The organism is Acrocarpospora macrocephala (genome assembly GCF_009687865.1).
Classification (GTDB): Bacteria; Actinomycetota; Actinomycetes; order Streptosporangiales; family Streptosporangiaceae; genus Acrocarpospora; species Acrocarpospora macrocephala.
This window is the reverse complement of sequence record NZ_BLAE01000017.1, coordinates 92,778-110,213: the sequence shown is the minus strand read 5'-3', so window position 1 is coordinate 110,213 and position 17,436 is coordinate 92,778. Positions and strand designations below refer to the sequence as shown.

Genomic DNA, 17,436 nt, shown 5'->3' with positions numbered 1-17,436 from the left:
CGGCCAGTACGCCCGCGCCCAGGCTTGCGGCGAAATCCAGGCCGGGTGGGGACCAGGAGTCGTTGGCGGACGAAGTGGGTGACTACGGTCGGGCCTGCGCCGTTGACGACTTCATCGGCCTGATCGACGTCGGGACAGCGCAGGCGCTCGTCCTCGGCGATGACCCAGCCCGCACAACCTTCCTTCCAGAACACGGTCTCCTGCTGCGCGAGATCGCTGACCTCGATGGCCAGCACGCCGAGCGCCTCCTTTTCCGGGCCGTAGATGCGGCGTTTGGGCGGCGAGCCCTTTTGGCTTTGCAGTAGCGGACCTGGCAGCGGCCGTGGTCGCCGAACTCGGTGCCGTGCGGGTTGCGGCCGAAGTCGGCGGCGTCTCCCGGTGCGGGAAAGCAGAGCACACCTGTGCCCGGGCACGGCTGTGGGAGGAGAACGCCTGGGGGATCAGGCCTGACCGGCCGCCATCAGCTGGGCGTACTCCCGTACGCCGATGGGCTGGACCGAGGGGTACCGAGAGTTCGACAGCTCGCCGAGCTTGCCCTTGCCGCTGAGCATGGCGCGCCAGTACATGAGCGGAATGTAGGAGTACATGTCCTCGTTCTCCTGCTGGCGCCGAGCGATCTCGTCGTCCAGGTCGGACAGCGAGCCCATCGTCTTGACCGTCAGCTTGCGGCCGAGGCCGGCCTCGGTCTCGGCCACCAGCTCATGGAAGGTCGGCTCCTCAGCCGCGACGAACAGGTGCTCCGGCACCGGACGCTCATCCAGGGCCGCCTCGGCGATGTAGGCGGCAGTGTCGGCGTAGGTGGTCATGCCCATCTTCTGGTCACCGTCGCCCCACAGGTAGGCCTCGTCCTTGTCCAGGTCGATGGCTCCGAGGAATCCGAACAGCACCTTCCGGTCGAGGAACGCACCGTTGAGCACATGGACGATCTCCACGTCACCGCGCTCATCCTCGGCGCGGCGTGCGAATTCGCGGCGGTGATCCGAGGGGATGTTGTCCCCCTGGTCGAGGCCGAAGAAGTTCATGCTGTAGTCGGAGGGGATGAAACGGCGCACACCGGCCTCGCGGGCGGCTCGCAGCCATTCCAGCTGCGCATCGACGATGGTCGACGGCGAACCCTGCACGGCGGAGACCACCGTGCCCACGCCCTCAAAAGCACCCTCGGCGTCATCGAGGACCTCAGCGGCGCGCGCCACGTCTTCCGCGAGCTTGCCGCGGCTCTTCGGCCGGACAAGGAGGCGCAGCTGCGCCCCGCGCTGGAGAAGTTCGCGGGCGATCAGCTCGCCGAGCGAACCCGTGGCTCCGATCAGAAGCACCGTCGGCGCGTTCGTAGTGTTCTGCGTCTGGGTGGTCATGTTGGTTCTCCTTCTGAGGCGCGGGGCACTTCGCCCTGTACCTCGTCCTGGTGCTGGATTGCTGACAGCGGCAGCGGGTTGCCGTTCTCGTCCGTCGGGGCAGGCCGCCGGGTCCACCGGCCCAGTGCTCGGCACCCGAAGCTGCGGCGAGGGGCAAAGTAGCTGTGAGTAACTTAGGAACCGCAGCGGTCGCCCTCACCCCTTGCCTTCAGAAAACCATCGTTTCTTAGAGACGCGGTGGGGACGACCGAAGGAGGGCCCAGATGCCTTCAAACTCCTTCAACAACCGTTCAACGTCCAGGGAGATGGTGTACGGGTGATCTAGCCCATGCTGTGGTGCGGGAGAGAACCATGTGATAAAAGACGGCCACTCCGTAATCCTTCGACTCGCTCATATCGACATGAATGGGATGAAGTGACCGTCAACGACATTGTGCTCACTACTGGGGAGTACTTGGAAGACACCCTCGCGGCGGCGAGCCCGGACCTGCTGCGGACGATGATCCGAGAGTTCACTCAGCGGATGATGGATGCCGAGGTCGAGCAGTTGTGCGGCACCGGCTACGGCGCGGTGTCGGATCAGCGGGTCAGTGCTCTTGGCCGGTGGCGCAGGAGAGCGACGACCCACGCGGTCCCGGCCACGCCATGCATCAGGGCGAGCGTGACCCCCGTGGCGACGTCGGCGGAGACGACGAAGGGCATCAGCGCGGAGACGAGTGCGAAGGCGAGTCCGACCCAAGCGGCCCAGCGGCGGACGCCCGGGAGCCGTCGCGCCACAAGCCAGACGACGGCGCCGGCCGCGAGCATCGGCACCGCTGTCGCGAGCGCCACGACTAGGGCGTTGAGCTCGTACGGCGCCTCGATCTTTAAGGATGCGCCGGCGGCGGAGCCGATCCAGAACACCAGGAGATCGACGACGACCGCCGCGGTGGCGGCGATGAGGAGCCGGCGGGGCTCCACCGCCCCCGGGACAGTGGGCTCGGTCGGAGCTACATGGGCTTTATTCATGCGATCGACTCCTCGCTGGATCGGGGCATCAGCCGGATGATCGGCAGTTCCCGGTCGGTCTTGTGCTGGTACTGAGCGAAACGGGGCGCAGCGGCGATGATCTGCTCCCATGCCTGTTCGCGCTCCACCCCATGGAGTTGCTCGGCGATCACCGCCACCGTGCGGCCCTCGACCTCGACCCGAACCTGGTCGGGATGGGCGGCGAGGTTGTAGTACCACGCCGGGTTGCCCGCCGCTCCGGCCGCCGACGCCACGATCAGCCAGCTTCCGTCCCTACCGGGGAAGTAGCCGACCGGCGTCGTTCGCTGCAGTCCGCTCTTGCGGCCGACGCTCGTCAGGACCAGGGCGTTGAAGCCCATGGGCGTGCGGCCGCCCGTGCGGCGGATCCTCCTGGTCATCACCTTGTTCAACCATCGAAACGCCCATCCGGCAGGCTGGCGGCTGCCGCGGGTCCCCGCAGGTGTGTCGAAGCTCATGTGACCTCTCCCTGGTGGTGGTGGATGCCTCGTCGGTCGGTGGCGTGGTTGCCGTTGCTGTCAGTCAGCGCGCGGGCGGTGCGCACCGCCCGCTGGTGCGGGTCATGTCCGGGCGGCGGCCAGCGCGGCCCGGGCCCGCAGCGAGCCGGGGGGCAGCTCGCCTGCGGCGCGGGCCTTGTCCAGTGCCGCAGACCACCAGGCCAGGTCGTCGAGCATGACCTGCAGGCTGATGTCCGTCGCGGGATCGACCGGCTCGCCCTCCTCGCCGAATGCCGTGTTCACGAAGGGCAGGACGACGGTGTTGCGCAGGGGAACGGCTTCGGCCTCGACGAACACCTGCGCCAGATGCTCGATGGCGCGGATCCCCGCCCCGATGCCGTTGCTGTAGCCGAGGACCGCGACGGGCTTGTTGCGGAAGCCGAACGACAGCCACACGCTGTCGATGGCATTCTTCAGGCCCCCGGGAATGCTGTGGTTGTACTCCGGGGTGACGACGATGAAGGCGTCGGACTGCTTCACCTTCTCGTTCCAGGCCCGCACGATCGGCTCGGAGTAGGTCGGATCGTCGAGGTCGCCGACCGTCCCTCTGTGCTCACCGAAGATCGGCAGCGGCCAGTCCCGCAGATCAGCGAGCTCAACCTCGAAGCCGTCGTGCGCACGGGCCCGCGAGGTGAGCCAGGGCACCACGAGATCCGCCGCCCGTGCGGGGCGTGTACTCCCGACGATCATCAGCAGTTTCGACATTGCTCCGTATTCCTTGACGAATGTGGCGGTTTGAGCGGCGACCGATGACGACCCTCTCCGCAGGCCTGTTCGGCGCTCCGCCTTCGGTAACCGCCCCCGGCTTCGGCGTGGTCACCGGCTTTGCGGGTGCCCACGTGCTGCGGTGCTCCTCGGCTATGCGCCGGGCCCGGCCGCGGCCTGATGGGCGGTGCGCCGCACATCGATTTCGTGGTCGTGGCTGAACGGCAGCCCTTCCAGGTTGAAGCTCCACGACACGTCCGGAGTGATCCGCATGTAGGCGGCCGGCCCGAACTGACCCTGGCGTTCGACCAGTTCGGCCTCGCCGTAGATGCGCAGGTAGCGCGGCGTCCACGGATCGGCGGACACCAGGTCATCGACGACGAGCGCGACCTTGGTGTTCCCGGCCTGCACATTACGGAACTTCCGGGTCTTGACCGGATCTCTGCCGCCCACGTACACGTACGTCCCGTCGAACTCGAACCCCACCGGCACCACGTCCGGCTGGCCATCGGCCGAGACGGTGGCGATGCGGGCCAGCCGCTGGGACCGCAGATAGGCGATCTCTTCTTCGCTGAACGACACCTCGGGCCTCCTCCTCACGCCATGAGCGACACACGGCCACAATCATTAATGAAGCATACTGTACGCGTCATTAACCATATTCACCGTGTACCATAGTGTCGTGACCAAAACGGGGCAAGCGATCGCGGCCACGGGGGCCGCGGCAGGCCAGGAGCCCACGACGGACGACACTCAGATGGACGTCGCCGCCGGGCTGGTCCAGCTCACCAGCCTCGTGCAGAGCATGTACGCGCGCGTCTCCGAACGCCACGATCTGACTCCCGTCCAGGCCAAGCTCCTGTGCATCCTGCTCGACGGCCCCAGGGGCATGGCCGAACTGGCCCGCTACTTCGGCGTGGAGAAGGCCGCACTCACCGGCCTCACCGACCGGGCCGAGCGGCGCGGCCTCGCCGAGCGCACACCCGTGCCAGGCGACCGGCGCGCGACGCAGGTGACGCTGACCGACGCCGGCCACCAGGCGGCGGTCGCCTTCCACGCCGAGGTCACCACGGAACTCAGCCGCCTCATCTCGCCGCTCACCCCCGACAGCCGCGAGCACTTCCGCAGCGCGATGGCCGAGATCATCACCGAGTGCAGGGCGGCGTCCCTCCGAGGCGAGTGCTGACACCAGGACTCACCCGCAGCCCAAAGGGGCTCGACAAGATCTTTCCCTCTTCTTCACCCATCACAAGCGCGGCCAACCGGAGGAATCATGCGCATCGTCATCTTCGGCGCCAGCGGCGGCACCGGCCGGCTTCTCGTCGAACAAGCCCTGCACCGCGGCCACAAAGTCACCGCCGTCGCCCGCAGCCTGGACCGACTCGAACCCCATGACCGGCTCACCCTCCAACCCGCCGACGTACGCGACGAACACGCCCTGCATGCCATCGCCGCCGACCACGACGCGGCCATCTCCGTCATCAGCCGCCCGGTGCGCGCCCACGGCGACCTCCACTCCCGCGGCACCCACGCCATCGTGAACGCCTTGCAGGCCCAAGGCGTCCCCCGCTTCATCTGCGTCTCCTCCGGCGGCGTCCACCCGAAGGACCCCGGCCTGCCGCTGTGGTACCGCCTGGCCATTCCGCTGTTCTTCAAAGACCTCTATCGCGACATGTACGCCATGGAACAGATCGTCCGCGCCAGCACCCTGGACTGGACGCTGGTACGCGCCTCCTACCTCGTCGACACACCCGCCCGCGGCCACTACCGGATCGAAGACGGCCACAACCCGCGCGGCGGCTCGCGCCTGGCCCGCGCCGACCTGGCCGCCTTCCTGCTCGACGAGCTGGACAACAACCGCTGGCTGAAGGCCACACCCACCCTCGCCTACTGACGTCCGAAGACGCAGGTGGCTCATCCGGTCGCCGGGGAGTGGGGGTCCAGGCCGGTAGCACCAGGCTGTCTGACTCGACCGGCCATGTCGCCCTGCCAGCGCAGGCACCTCTCCTGGAACCTCCGCTCGGTCCGAACGATGAGCCCCAAAGGAGCTATGGGTAACTAAGGCAGCTATGAGTGATGGTCTTTCCTGGGGTGTTGGCGGTGTCGCCTCTCTTCAGGAAATGGCCCTTCCGTGAAGTAGCCCGGTCGCATGCCGTCCTCCACCCCCAGCTCGGCGTCCGGGCCCGCCGGGCAGGATCCCGCCGAAATCACTTCACGAAAGGTGGTCGGGCTTCCCGGGCACCTAGATCCGGCCGACGACAGCCTCCCCGTATGGATGGCGGTGGTACTCGAGCGTGGAGCCGGACCACTCGTAGAAGCCGAGCTCCGGCATCACGATCGCGGCCTGGGTGCGGACGGGCCGCGAGCGTGCCGTCGGTCTTGACGAAGATGGTGCGCACCGGCAGGCTCGCCGCTTTTGCGTCGGGCTCGACGACCGTGGCGTACCCCAGCCCCCGGGCGACCGCGTTGTTGATCCCCCCGGCCCGTAGGGACGGCGGCAGCGGGCAGCAGGACACGTTGACGGCCTGGGACAGCCCAGCGCATGGCACTACGGAGGCACCGGCGCGAGCCACGCGGAGCATCGCCGCCTGCCCGGTCATCAGTGGGCCTTGACCGGATCCGGTGGCGCGCTTATGTTCGTCTGGCACGTCTCCGAAATATTACGGAAATACTCCGAAATATTTCGGATTCATTGGGTTCATCGGCTGATTGTCCGCCATGTTCCGGCGGCCCCGAGGAGGACCGATCCCGTGCACTACTCATTCCGCAGGAAACTGCATGCCCTCATCGCCGTCCTTGCCGCGGCCGGGCTGATCACCACCCTGACGGCCGCGCCGGCCTCGGCCGGGGGCCACCGCGACACGCTGGGCGACCTCGCCGCGGCCAGGCACAAGTACCTGGGCTCCGCCACCGACAACCCCCAGTTCGCCGACGCCGCCTATCTCAAGATCCTCGGCAAGGAGTTCAACTCCAACACGGCGGGCAACGCGCTGAAGTGGTACGCCACGGAACCGCAGCGCGGCGTGTTCGACTACACCCTCAGCGACCAGATCCTGAACTTCGCCCGCGCCCACCGCCAGTTCTTCCGCGGCCACACCCTGATCTGGCACAACCAGCTGCCCGAGTGGCTGACCAGCGGCACCTGGACCGCCGGCGAACTGCGCGCGATCCTGAAGAACCACATCACCCAGGTGGTACGCCACTACCGGGGCAAGATCCCCGCATGGGACGTCGTCAACGAGGCGTTCAACGAGGACGGGACCTACCGCGAGACCCTGTTCTACAACACGCTCGGCCCCGGCTACATCGCCGACGCGCTGCGGTGGGCGCACCAGGCCGACCCGCAAGCCAAGCTCTACCTCAACGACTACAACATCGAGGCCATCGGCCCCAAGAGTGACGCCTACTACAACCTGGTCAAATCGCTCAAGGCCCAGGGCGTTCCGGTCCACGGCGTAGGCGTCCAGGGGCACCTCGCCCTGCAGTTCGGCTACCCCACCAGCCTGCGCGACAACCTCCAGCGCTTCGCCGACCTCGGCCTCGACGTGGCGATCACCGAACTGGACATCCGCATGATCCTCCCGGCCGACGACGCCAAACTCGCCACCCAGGCCGAGTGGTACGGCAACGTGACCAAGGCCTGCCTGGCGGTCCGCCGCTGCGTCGGGATCACCATCTGGGACTACACCGACAAGTACTCGTGGATCCCCGCCTTCTTCCCCGGCGAGGGCGCCGCCCATCCGTACGACGAGAACCTCTTGCCCAAACCGGCCTACTACGCCATCCGAGCCGCGCTCCGCGGCCGGTGACGTAACCACCCGGGCCGCGGGTCCGCGGCCCGGGTGCTACGCGAGGTCAAGCGGCGGAATGCCCGGCGGGGTGAAGCCGAAGCACTGGCCGTAGAAGGAGAGCTCCGCTTCCAGGCAGCGGATGATGGTCTCCTGCTTGCGGAACCCGTGCGACTCGCCGGGAAACTCCAGGTAGGCGTACGGCATCCCGGCGCGCTTGAGCGCGTCGGCGAATCTGGTCGACTGGCTGGGCGGGACGACGGGGTCGTCCAAGCCCTGCAGGAGTAGCACGGGGCAACTCGTCAGGTGGGCGCGGGCGAGTGGTTCCCTGGTGCTCGGGTCGACGGGGCCGATCAGCTCGGAGACGTACCGCGACTCGAAGTCGTGGCTCTCCTCGCTGAAACCCTCCACCGTGGACAGGCCGTAGTAGGACGTCGCGGCGGAGAAGACCCGGGTGGCGGTGATGGCGGCCAGCACCGTCCACCCGCCCGCGCTGCCGCCCCGGACCGCGATCCTGGCGGGGTCGGCCAGCCCGGCGCGGGCCAGTTCTTCGGCGATGGCCACCACGTCCTCGACGTCGGCCACGCCCCACTGGCCACGCAGCCGCTCCCGGTGTGCCCGGCCGTAGCCGCTCGAGCCCGCGTAGTTGACGTCGGCCACGCCGATGCCCCGGCTGGTGAAGAACGCCTTGCCGAGGTCGAGGTCGGTGCCCACATGGCCGGTCGGGCCGCCGTGGACGAAGACGACATAGGGCGCAGGGCCCGCGCTGGTGTCGGAGGGCGGATAGACGTACGCCGACACCGACCGGCCCGAGCGGCCGCGGGCCACCAGCTCGCTGGGCCGCGGCAGGTGGATCGGGTCGGGCAGGTCGGCCACCGGCGTCGCGACCGGCGTCCATCCCCCGGCGACATCGACGGTGACCAGCGACCACGGGAGGTCGGGGGCCGCAGCCGTCCCAGCAATCAGGGAGCCGGAGACGGCGAGCGCCGGATGCCAGGTGGTGTAGGGCAGATCCAGGTCCTGGAGGGTGCCGTCCTCGGGATCCAGGACGGCGAGCCGCTGGTCGCCACGGCCGTGCAGGACCGCGAGCCGACCGTCTTCGAGGATCCCGTACGGCCTGCCGCCCAGCTCCCAGAGCGGCTGGGCGAACTCCTCGTCGATCGGGCAGAGCGGGCGGAGCGCGGAGCCGTCGACCGCGAGTTCGTAGAGGTTCCACCAGCCGGACCGGTCGGAGATCACGTACAGGCTGGAGTCGTCCTTCCAGACCGGGGCCAGCACCGACTCGCCGGGGCCGCCCAGGAGGGTCACGGTCGTGCCGTCCTGGACGAGCTGGAGACAGGTGCCGTCCCACGGCATCTGAGGGTGGTTCCACGACAGGACGACGAGCCGGCGGCCGTCCGGTGAGGCGGTGGGGCAGGCGTAGAAGTCCGCGCCCGCGACCAGCACCCTGACCTCGCCCCCGGCCAGGGGCACCGCCACCACGGCCCGGGTGACGCCCTCGGCGTGCTCCGATTCGCGGACACACCAGACTTCCGTGCCATCAGGGGAGAGCGTGAAATCGGCGTACCGCGCTCCGTCGTCGGGCGTGAGCACGGTCACCTGTCCATCCGCTGACGTCCGGTACATCCGCTGATCGTCCTCTTTGACGAACACGAAGCCGCCGTCGGGCAGTGCGAGATAGGAGCGCCCGCCGTACTCGTGCACGCGCGTCCTGGCGTCCACTCCGGCAAGCGGTTCGACCGCTTCGTGGAGGATGGCGGTCCTGCCCGATTCCTCCGGTCGGCGTTCCTGCCACCAGAGGCCATCCTGGAACTGCGGGAAGCCGTACTCCCGCCGGCCATGCGCGACCAGCTCGGCCGTCACCGGTGATGGCCAGCTTCCGTACGTCCGCGCAGTACTCATCACTGTCGATCATACGCCGGAGTCCAGGTGGGGCTTAATCTCGCAGCGTGGCGGCGACGTCGGGAACATAGCTTCGCTGGGTGCGTGGTGGGCGGCGGTAGCCCGTTGCCGGGGGGCGCTCGGGGATTTCGAGCGGAGTCTGCCGCACCTCGCCGTACGGGATGGTCGAGAGCAGGTGGGAGATCATGTTGATCCTGGCGGCCCGCTTGTCCTCGCTCTCCACCTCAAACCACGGCACCTCGGGAATGTCGGTGTGAACCAGCATCTGATCCTTGGCCCGCGAGTAGTCCTCCCACCGGGTGATCGACTCCAGATCCATCGCCGAGAGCTTCCAGCTCCGCATCGGATCCTCCAGCCGCGCCCTGAACCGCTTCTCCTGCTCGATGTCGCTGACCGAGAACCAGTACTTCCGCAGCAGCACGCCGTCCTCCACAAGCAGCCGCTCGAAGATCGGGCACTGATGCAGGAACCGGGTGTACTCCTCCTGCGTGCAGAACCCCATCACCTGCTCCACACCCGCCCGGTTGTACCAACTCCGGTCGAACAACACGATCTCCCCAGCCGCGGGCAGATGCTCGACATACCGCTGGAAATACCACTGCGTACGCTGCCGCTCAGTCGGCACCGGAAGCGCCACGATCCTGGCCACCCGAGGATTCAGATACTCCGCCACCCGCTTGATCGTGCTCCCCTTGCCGGCCGCGTCCCGCCCCTCGAAGATCACAACAAGCCGCTGCCCCTCGGCCCGCACCCACTCCTGAAGCTTGACCAACTCACCCTGAAGACGAAAGAGCTCCTTCTGGTACGGCTTGCCCTTCACCATGCACCACCCCTCGTTCCCAGGGATCATAGGCCGCGAAGGGGTGTTCATCCCCCATGTCGACATGAGTGGGCGGTGTCTGTGGAGGCCCGAGGGCGCCTACCTGTGCAGCGCTTCGAGAACCCGCTGACACATATCGGCGCAGTGGCGCGTAGCCGCCGCGCACATCTGGCAGTGGGCGTGGCGCGCGGCGTGCCGGGTGCACAGGGCGTTGCTGCGCTCGCAGGCCAGCAGGCACGCGTCGAACTGCGCGCTGATCAGGCTGTTGTCAGGACCGCTGCCACGGGTCAGGACGCGACGTGTCGTCCCCGCGACGTCCGCGCAGTCCAGGTCCCGGCTGATCGCCGGTGCCATGGTGAGCGCGTCCTGTTCACCGAGCATGCCCATCGCGCAGGCGGTCACCGCTTCCTCGCATTCCTGGAGGATGTCCACCGCGTTGGCGAGAACGTCGCTGCCCAGCCCGGCCTTGGCGGTCACCGTGTCGAACAGTTCACGAGTCCGAGGCATGTTTCCTCCTCGTCGAGACGCTGTTGCCCCTCCACGCTAGCCCCGATACCCCACCACAATGGAATAAAAGGGACATATTCGACACCCGATTGCCGTGACGTTACTCCCTGATGCCCGAGGCGAGACGCGTCATCCCATCAACCGACATATCCGGCACGTGCAACGGGCCGCGGCCCGGAGCAGCGTCCAGTGGCCTGGCATCTGGGTCGCAGTTCAGTTTCTCGTGGCGAGGATGCCGTCATCGTCGCTGAACAGCTCGGCTCCCGGGGTGAAGGTGACCCCGCCGAAGGTCACGGGGACATCGCGTTCGCCGGTTCCCTCCTTGGCGCTCTTGCGAGGGTTGGAGCCGAGGGCCTTGATGCCCAGGTCGAGCTCACCCAGGGCGGCGACGTCGCGGACGGCGCCGTTGATGATCACTCCGGACCAGCCGTTGCCGACGGCCAGGCCCGCGATGACGTCGCCCATCAGCGCGGTGTGCAGGGAGCCGCCGCCGTCCACGACCAGCACCCGTCCCGCACCGGGCTCGGACAGCGCGGCCTTGAGCAGGACGTTGTCCTGGTGGCAGCGGACGGTGGTGATGACGCCATGGAAGGCGCGGCGCCTGCCGTACTGGCGGAACTGCAGGTCGCAGGAGTCGAGCTGCTCGCCGCGCTCATCGTAAAGGTCCGCGGTCGCGATGCTCGTCATGGGTTCCTCCGGAAAGTCACGGGTCTATTGGAAGCCGACGTGCGGAGACGCCCGCCCAGCCGAGGCCGAGCGCCGTCACCCAGAGCACGCCGGCCGCTCCGAGTCCGGTCGCCACCAGTCCGGCGGCGCCCGGGATGAGCAGCTGTCCGGTGCGGTTGCCGACGAGCCGCAGGGACATGGCCCGCCCCCGTAGCCCCGGCGGGGCGGATTCCGCGAGCCAGGACATGGTGAGCGGCTGGCCGACGCCCAGACCGAAGCCTAGGACCAGGAGCAGGGCGGCCAGAATCCACAGGGGCCAGGACAGCGGGACGAGCACCATCGCCAGCGCCGCCGCGGTGGTGCTGGCAATCAGCAGCCTGCGCCGGCCGACGGCCCGGGAGAGCCGGCCGAGGAAGAAACGCGAGGCCATGGACGCGACGCCGCGCACGGCCAGCAGCAGGCCCACCGTGCCCGAGGCGAGACCGCGCTCGGCTCCCAGCGCGGGCAGGTAGACCAGCGTGATGTCCACGGCGGCCAGCACGACGCAGCTGGTCACGAGGGCGCGCGTGATGCCCGGCATCCGCAGGAGCGATCGCAGCCCCGCCTCGCCGTCCAGTGCCTGCGAGCTCGTACGGGAGCCGCCGGGAAGAAGCACCGACAGCGCGACGAGGGCGGCCGCCAGGAAACAGGCCAGCAGGAAGATTCCGCCGGTGTCCGGGATGGCCTGGCCGCCGCCGAAGGCGGAGATCAGGACCGGACCGGCGGCCTGGCCGATCGAGGCGGCGAAGGTGTAACGCCCGAAGGCGGCGTCGTAACCGCCGCGTTCGGTGGTGTTGGCCACCATGGCCTGCTGGGCGATGACGCAGCCCAGGTGTCCGGCGCCGAGCAGGACGCAGGCGAGGACCAGTCCCGCGATGCCGTGGCCGAACCAGAGAAAGGCGACGCCGGAAGCCGTGAGCAGGACCGCTCCGCTCACCGCCATGCGGCGCTCACCGTAGCGGTCAGCCGCCTGACCGGCGGGAATGGCCAGCAGAAGCGGGGCGACCGCGAAACTGGCGCCCAGCACGCCCAGCCAGGCCGCCGGGACGTCGAGCTCGATCGCGCGGTAGGACATGGTCGGGCGCAGCACGAAAGTGATCACCTGAGTCATCACGGCATGCGCCAGCAGGACGGTCGTGCCGCGCCGATGCCAAGATTCAGGCATCGCCCGTGCTTTCGCCGCGATGGTTGCGCAGGCGCCAGGCGGCCTTCGCGCCCAGGCTGGTGTCGATGTGCTCGCGCATGACGGCGGCGGCGCCCTCGGCGTCCCTGGCGACCACGCAGTCCAGCAGGGCATCGTGCTCGGCGGCCTTCCGGTCGCGCTCCTCCTGGCCGCGTTCCACCTCCAGGGCCAGCCGGCGATAGCGGTCGGCTTTGTCCCACAGGCTGTCGAGCGTGGTGATGAGCAGATCGTTGTGTGAGGCGTGGTAGAGCGCTCGGTGGAATCGCCGGTGGGCGACGAGTTCCTCGTAGGCGGGGTTGCCTGGAAGCGGCTTGAGCTCCGCCGCGGCCGCGCGGATGGCGGCGATGTCGGCCTTGGTTCTGCGCTCGGCGGCCAGCGCGACGGCCAGCGGATCGAGGGAGCGTCGCAGCTCCAGCAGATCGCGAGCCTCCTCGGCCGCCAGCGGAGCCACCCGGGCGTCGCGGTGGGCGTCGAGTTCCACCAGCCCTTCGGTCTTCAAGCGGCGCAGGGCTTCGCGCAACGGGGTGGTGCTGATGCCGATCTCGCGCGCGAGCCGCGCCTGCGCGATGACGGAGTCCGGCGGCAGCACTCCGGACAGGATCAGCTCTTTGACGCGCAGGTAGGCGAAGTCCGCCTTGGTGGAGTAGAGCTCAGCCGCTGGGTCGCTCATCGCCGTCCTGTTCTGCTCGCTCGCGGTTATAACCTACCTGACATCTTCGCGCATGCCAGCGCCTCGTGACGAGGTGGCCGAGTCCAAACCCCGGTGCGATAACGGATACTACGCCTCCCACAAGGGGAATCACGTTACATTCTGGAAACAAGGGATTGACGTCATAGGTTATAACGAAGCAGAGTGAGCGCCATCACAGGCGGAGGCGGCCAGCCTCGCTTGGTCAAGGAGGAGCACATGACCGCTTCAATCTCGCGGCGACGGAGCCATGGCCCAGCCCATAACGCCTTCGGCGTTCTCGGCGCCGTTGTTCTCGCCCTCGGCCTGGCCACGGCATGTGGCGGCGGCGTTTCCGGCGAGGCGCCGGCCAATCCCATCGCCACCGAGCAGGTGCCCTCGTACTACCCGAGCGCGTACGGCGACCTCATCGCCGCCGCCAAGAAGGAGGGCGGCACGCTCACCATCTACTCCAACACCGACCAGGAGAACTGGCAGCCGATCTTCCGCGACTTCCAGCAGAAGTACCCCTGGGTGACGAAGATCGCGGCCAACAACCTGGACAGCGACGAGGTGTTCCAGCGGGTCCTGAGCGAGCAGGCGACCGGCAACTCACCCGCCGATCTGCTGGTCTCCAACGCCGCGCAGGCCTGGGCCGACTTCGCCGCCCGGCCGGGGACGCTGCTGGAGTACGCCTCGCCGGAGAAGGACAAGCTTCCCGAGGTCGGGAGTCTGCTGCCGAACGTCTACGCCATGTCCATGGACCCGCTGTCGATCGCGTACAACACCTCGCTGCTGCCGGAGAAGCCGACCGGGCTGGCGAGCCTGGCGGCGATCCTCGCCAAGGATCCCGCCAAGTACCAGAGCAAGATCACCACACGGGACGTGGGTGGCGCCTTCGGCTTCACCGTCTCGCACGCGTTCACCGAAGCCCGGCCCGGCTCCTGGACCTCCCTGCAGTCGATCCTGCCGCTGGCCCGGCCGGAGACCTCGTCGGGCACCCAGCTGGAGAAGATCACCTCCGGCGAGTACGTGGCCGGCTTCTTCGTCAGCGCGGCACCGGCCTATCCGGCGGTCGAGAAGAGCGGCGGGCTGCTCCAGATCTCCTTCCTGGACGACGGAACCGTGGTGTTGCCGCGCGGCATCGGCATCGCGGCCAAGGCACCCCACGCCGCCACGGCCAAGCTCTTCGTGGACTTCGTCCTGTCGCAGGAGGGGCAGCGGGCGGTGGCCGAGGGCGGGCTGACCTCCTACCGCGACGGCGTCGCGACGGGCGACGGCCTGCACACCTACCAGGAGCTGGTGGCGTCCGTGGGCGAGGCCAACGTCATCGTCGCCGACTACACCAAGGTTCCCGACGACCAGGTGAAGACCTTCGTCGAGAAGTGGAACGGCCTGCTCGGCAGGTGAAAAGGAGCAAGATGACCACGCTGTCCGCGCCACCTCAGGTGATGGACCCACCCCCGCGCTACCGCAGGCCGCTGGGCCTGGGCCGCGAGACCTGGCTCCAGTACGGCGTGCTCGGGTTGCTCGCGCTGCTGGTGCTGGCGCCGATCGTCCCGACGCTGTACCAGTCATTCCTCGACCGCCCGCTGTACGAGGCCGGCGGCCTGCTGAGCGCCGACAACTACGTGCGGCTGTTCACCGAGGCGGGATTCGGTCGCGTCGTCCTCAACACGGCGCTGTTCGCCGGGCTCACGACCGTGATCTCCCTGCTGATCGCGGTGCCGATGGCCGTGGTGGTGGTCCGGACCAAGCTGCCCGGCGGCCGCGTGTTCGCGGCCGCCATGCAGTGGCCCTTCTTCATCTCCTCACTCATCCTCGGATTCGGCTGGATCACGATGTACGGCCCGGCCGGATTCGTCAGCGTCCAGGTCCGCGAGGTCCTCGGCGCCGTGCCGTGGAATCTCTACTCCATCCCCGGCATGGCGCTGACCGAGGCGGTGGCCCTGGCCCCCATCGCGTACACCTTCTGCGCGAACGCGCTGCGGCAGAGTGACGCCTCGCTGGAGGCGGCCGCCCAGGTCTGCGGCGCCGGTCCGCTGCGGAACCTGCGCTCGATCGTCCTGCCCATGCTGCGCCCGCCCATCGTCTACAGCTCGATCCTGGTGATCAGCATGTCCGTCGAGACGCTCAGCGTGCCGCTGCTGTTCGGACAGCCGGTCGGGATCGACGTGTTCTCCACCTTTCTCTACCGGAATGGCCTGCAGTCCATCAGCCCGGACTACGGGGTGCTCGCCGCGGCTTCGGCGATCATCCTGGTGGTCACGGTCAGCCTGGTCGCGCTGCAGGCCAAGCTGCTCAAGGACGCGCAACGGTTCGTCTCGGTGCGCGGCAAGGCCACCCGGCCCCGCCGCCTGGACCTGGGCTGGCTGAGGTGGGTGGCCGTCCTCGCCATCGCCTTCTACGTCGTGATGGGCGCGCTGATCCCCCTCGGCGGGCTGATCTTCCGGTCCTTCACCCTGGTCTTCACACCGTTGCAGTCGCCGCTGGAATCGCTCACCGGGAGCAACTACGAGCGGATCTTCACCTATCCGGTGTACGTGCAGTCCATCGTCAACAGCCTCCTGGTCGCCCTGATCGGGGCGGTCCTGGTGAGCGCGCTCTCGCTGCTCGCGGTGATGGTCTCCCGGCGCTCGACGTTCCGCTTCGCCCGCACGGTCGAGTACCTCGCGCTGGCCCCGCAGGCCATGCCCGGCATCATCGTCGGTATCGGCCTGTTCTGGGCCTTCGCCTTCGTCCCGTTCGGTCTCGGCGGCCTCATCCAGGGCACCCTGTGGGCGCTGATCATCGGCTTCGGGCTGCGCGCGCTGCCCAGCGGGTTCGGCTCCATCGCTCCCTCGGTCATGCAGATCGGCCGGGAACTCGACAACGCCGCCCGGGTCTCGGGGGCCGACTGGGTGCGCACGTTCAGCCGCATCCTCGCCGACCTGCTGCGGCCCGCGTTCGCGGGCGCGCTGATCCTCACCTTCGTGACGCTGCTCAAGGAGTACTCACCCGCGGTGTTCCTGGGCTCCGCCGACTCCAACATCATCGGCACCACGATGCTCGAGCTCTGGGTGCAGGGCAACACCGGCTCGGTGGCGGCGCTCGCCACCCTGCAGATCGCCATCACGGCGACCTTCGTCGGGCTCGCCGGACTACTTCTCAAGGGGCGCCACGATGCCTGAGGTCAAGGTCTCCAACCTGTCCAAGCAGTTCGGGAGCAACTCCGTGCTGCGCGATGTCACCTTCACCATCGCCGAGGGCGAGTTCTTCACCTTGCTGGGGCCAAGCGGGTGCGGCAAGTCCACGACGCTGGCGTGCATCGCGGGCCTGGAGCGGCCGACCGGCGGGAGCATCACGATCGGCGAGTCCACCTTCGCCGACGAGGGGAGGTTCGTGCCCCCCGAGGGCCGCAACCTGGGCATGGTGTTCCAGTCCTACGCGCTGTGGCCGCACATGACCGTCGCGCAGAACCTGGCCATGCCGCTGAAGATCCGCAAGATCGACAAGCGGCGGCAGGGCCCGCTCATCCACGACGCCCTGGACAAGGTGGGGCTGGCCGAGCTGAAGGAGCGTTACCCGCACCAGCTGTCCGGTGGCCAGCAGCAGCGCGTCGCGCTCGCCCGGGCGCTGGTCTACTCGCCGAGCGTGCTGCTCCTGGACGAGCCGCTGTCCAATCTCGACGCGCAACTGCGCGAGCAGGCCCGCGCCTGGCTGAAGCGGCTGCAGGAGGAGCTCGGCATCACGACCGTCTATGTCACCCACGACCAGGTGGAGGCGCTCGCGCTCAGCGACCGCATCGCGGTGATGTCCCGCGGCGAGATGGTGCAGATCGGCACGCCCAAGGAGATCTACGCGACTCCCGCGACCGCCGAGGTGGCGGCGTTCGTCGGACGCTCCAACTTCCTCGAGGGGCGGATGGCGAGCGACGCGGAGGTGCTGCTGGACTGCAACGGGCAAACCCTCCGCGTCCAGCCGGGCGGGGTCGCCGTCGGCCAGCGGGTCAGCGTCGCCATCCGGCCGGAACGGCTGGAGATCCTGCCCCCCGGCCGGACGGCTCCCGCGGACGTGAACGTGCTCGAGGCCGACGTGCTGACCAGCTCCTACATCGGCTCCCGCTACGAGTACGACCTGCGGCTCGGCGACCAGGCCGTGCAGGTCGAGAGCAGCCGCCCCGGCCTGAACGGGAGGGTCACCCTCGTGGTCGAGCCCGACGCCTGCCTCCTCTACCCGACCGTCGGCGTGCTGTCTCCGGACGCCGAGGCCCTCATCACCGTCACCGGCTGAAAGCAGAAGGAC

General features: G+C 68.5%; 18 protein-coding genes and 1 pseudogene. 8 read left to right on the top strand and 11 right to left on the bottom strand.

Annotated features, from left to right (window positions below; all coding sequences use genetic code 11):
• The first annotated feature begins 62 nt into the window (after positions 1–62).
• Entirely contained in the window at positions 63–305 is a 243-nt protein-coding gene (locus tag Amac_RS54895) for an Imm21 family immunity protein (RefSeq protein ID WP_218041127.1), read from the top strand.
• Between the two features lie 135 nt (positions 306–440).
• On the opposite strand, the gene Amac_RS16730 is transcribed toward Amac_RS54895, so the two are convergent.
• Positions 441–1,352 (bottom strand): NmrA family NAD(P)-binding protein, encoded by a 912-nt coding sequence (locus tag Amac_RS16730; RefSeq protein ID WP_155355311.1) that lies wholly within the window; start codon positions 1,350–1,352, stop codon positions 441–443.
• A 430-nt stretch (positions 1,353–1,782) separates the two neighbouring features.
• Here Amac_RS16730 and Amac_RS58375 point away from each other — a divergent pair.
• Positions 1,783–1,968 (top strand): annotated as a pseudogene (locus Amac_RS58375) (IS256 family transposase); the annotation flags it as partial.
• Here the strand turns inward: Amac_RS58375 and Amac_RS16725 are convergent.
• The 4 genes from Amac_RS16725 to Amac_RS16710 form a co-directional block, all read right to left on the bottom strand.
• Positions 1,932–2,360 carry a DUF6069 family protein gene (locus tag Amac_RS16725; protein ID WP_155355310.1) on the bottom strand — a complete coding sequence of 143 codons (429 nt, stop codon included), beginning with the start codon at positions 2,358–2,360 and terminating at the stop codon, positions 1,932–1,934. The pseudogene Amac_RS58375 and the gene Amac_RS16725 overlap by 37 nt on opposite strands.
• Positions 2,357–2,836 carry a nitroreductase/quinone reductase family protein gene (locus Amac_RS16720; RefSeq protein WP_155355309.1) on the bottom strand — a complete coding sequence of 160 codons (480 nt, stop codon included), beginning with the start codon at positions 2,834–2,836 and terminating at the stop codon, positions 2,357–2,359. The genes Amac_RS16725 and Amac_RS16720 overlap by 4 nt, the downstream gene beginning before the upstream one ends.
• 102 nt (positions 2,837–2,938) lie before the next feature.
• Positions 2,939–3,580 (bottom strand): NADPH-dependent FMN reductase, encoded by a 642-nt coding sequence (locus Amac_RS16715; RefSeq protein WP_155355308.1) that lies wholly within the window; start codon positions 3,578–3,580, stop codon positions 2,939–2,941.
• Between the two features lie 153 nt (positions 3,581–3,733).
• On the bottom strand, positions 3,734–4,162 hold the full coding sequence (locus Amac_RS16710; protein ID WP_155355307.1) for a PPOX class F420-dependent oxidoreductase: 429 nt from the start codon (positions 4,160–4,162) through the stop codon (positions 3,734–3,736).
• A 100-nt stretch (positions 4,163–4,262) separates the two neighbouring features.
• On the opposite strand from Amac_RS16710, the gene Amac_RS16705 reads away from it, so the two are divergent.
• The 3 genes from Amac_RS16705 to Amac_RS16695 all read left to right on the top strand — a co-directional run bounded on the left by Amac_RS16705 (position 4,263) and on the right by Amac_RS16695 (position 7,389).
• Positions 4,263–4,766: a MarR family winged helix-turn-helix transcriptional regulator gene (locus Amac_RS16705; protein ID WP_155355306.1), complete on the top strand. Its 504-nt coding sequence runs from the start codon at positions 4,263–4,265 to the stop codon at positions 4,764–4,766.
• A gap of 87 nt (positions 4,767–4,853) precedes the next feature.
• A complete protein-coding gene (locus Amac_RS16700; protein ID WP_155355305.1) occupies positions 4,854–5,474 on the top strand; it encodes an NAD(P)-dependent oxidoreductase in 621 nt (206 codons plus the stop codon).
• Between the two features lie 856 nt (positions 5,475–6,330).
• On the top strand, positions 6,331–7,389 hold the full coding sequence (locus Amac_RS16695; protein ID WP_218041126.1) for an endo-1,4-beta-xylanase: 1,059 nt from the start codon (positions 6,331–6,333) through the stop codon (positions 7,387–7,389).
• Positions 7,390–7,425: 36 nt separating this feature from the next.
• Here the strand turns inward: Amac_RS16695 and Amac_RS16690 are convergent, their stop codons facing one another.
• The 6 genes from Amac_RS16690 to Amac_RS16665 form a co-directional block, all read right to left on the bottom strand.
• Positions 7,426–9,270, bottom strand: a complete 1,845-nt coding sequence (locus Amac_RS16690; protein ID WP_155355303.1) for a S9 family peptidase — start codon at positions 9,268–9,270, stop codon at positions 7,426–7,428.
• A 34-nt stretch (positions 9,271–9,304) separates the two neighbouring features.
• Positions 9,305–10,093, bottom strand: a complete 789-nt coding sequence (gene ppk2, locus Amac_RS16685; protein WP_155355302.1) for a polyphosphate kinase 2 — start codon at positions 10,091–10,093, stop codon at positions 9,305–9,307.
• A gap of 96 nt (positions 10,094–10,189) precedes the next feature.
• Complete coding sequence (locus tag Amac_RS16680; RefSeq protein WP_155355301.1) at positions 10,190–10,597, bottom strand: four-helix bundle copper-binding protein; 408 nt, start codon at positions 10,595–10,597, stop codon at positions 10,190–10,192.
• A gap of 213 nt (positions 10,598–10,810) precedes the next feature.
• Positions 10,811–11,284: a ribonuclease E activity regulator RraA gene (gene rraA / locus Amac_RS16675; protein WP_155355300.1), complete on the bottom strand. Its 474-nt coding sequence runs from the start codon at positions 11,282–11,284 to the stop codon at positions 10,811–10,813.
• A gap of 16 nt (positions 11,285–11,300) precedes the next feature.
• Positions 11,301–12,467, bottom strand: coding sequence for an MFS transporter (locus tag Amac_RS16670; protein WP_155355299.1), 1,167 nt, complete (start codon positions 12,465–12,467; stop codon positions 11,301–11,303).
• A complete protein-coding gene (locus Amac_RS16665; protein ID WP_155355298.1) occupies positions 12,460–13,155 on the bottom strand; it encodes a GntR family transcriptional regulator in 696 nt (231 codons plus the stop codon). The genes Amac_RS16670 and Amac_RS16665 overlap by 8 nt, the downstream gene beginning before the upstream one ends.
• A gap of 237 nt (positions 13,156–13,392) precedes the next feature.
• On the opposite strand from Amac_RS16665, the gene Amac_RS16660 reads away from it, so the two are divergent.
• The 3 genes from Amac_RS16660 to Amac_RS16650 are packed head-to-tail and all read left to right on the top strand — an operon-like array spanning position 13,393 to position 17,424.
• On the top strand, positions 13,393–14,562 hold the full coding sequence (locus Amac_RS16660; protein WP_155355297.1) for an ABC transporter substrate-binding protein: 1,170 nt from the start codon (positions 13,393–13,395) through the stop codon (positions 14,560–14,562).
• 11 nt (positions 14,563–14,573) lie between these two features.
• Positions 14,574–16,322, top strand: a complete 1,749-nt coding sequence (locus Amac_RS16655; RefSeq protein WP_155355296.1) for an ABC transporter permease — start codon at positions 14,574–14,576, stop codon at positions 16,320–16,322.
• Positions 16,315–17,424 carry an ABC transporter ATP-binding protein gene (locus Amac_RS16650; protein WP_155355295.1) on the top strand — a complete coding sequence of 370 codons (1,110 nt, stop codon included), beginning with the start codon at positions 16,315–16,317 and terminating at the stop codon, positions 17,422–17,424. The genes Amac_RS16655 and Amac_RS16650 overlap by 8 nt, the downstream gene beginning before the upstream one ends.
• Positions 17,425–17,436 lie beyond the last annotated feature (12 nt).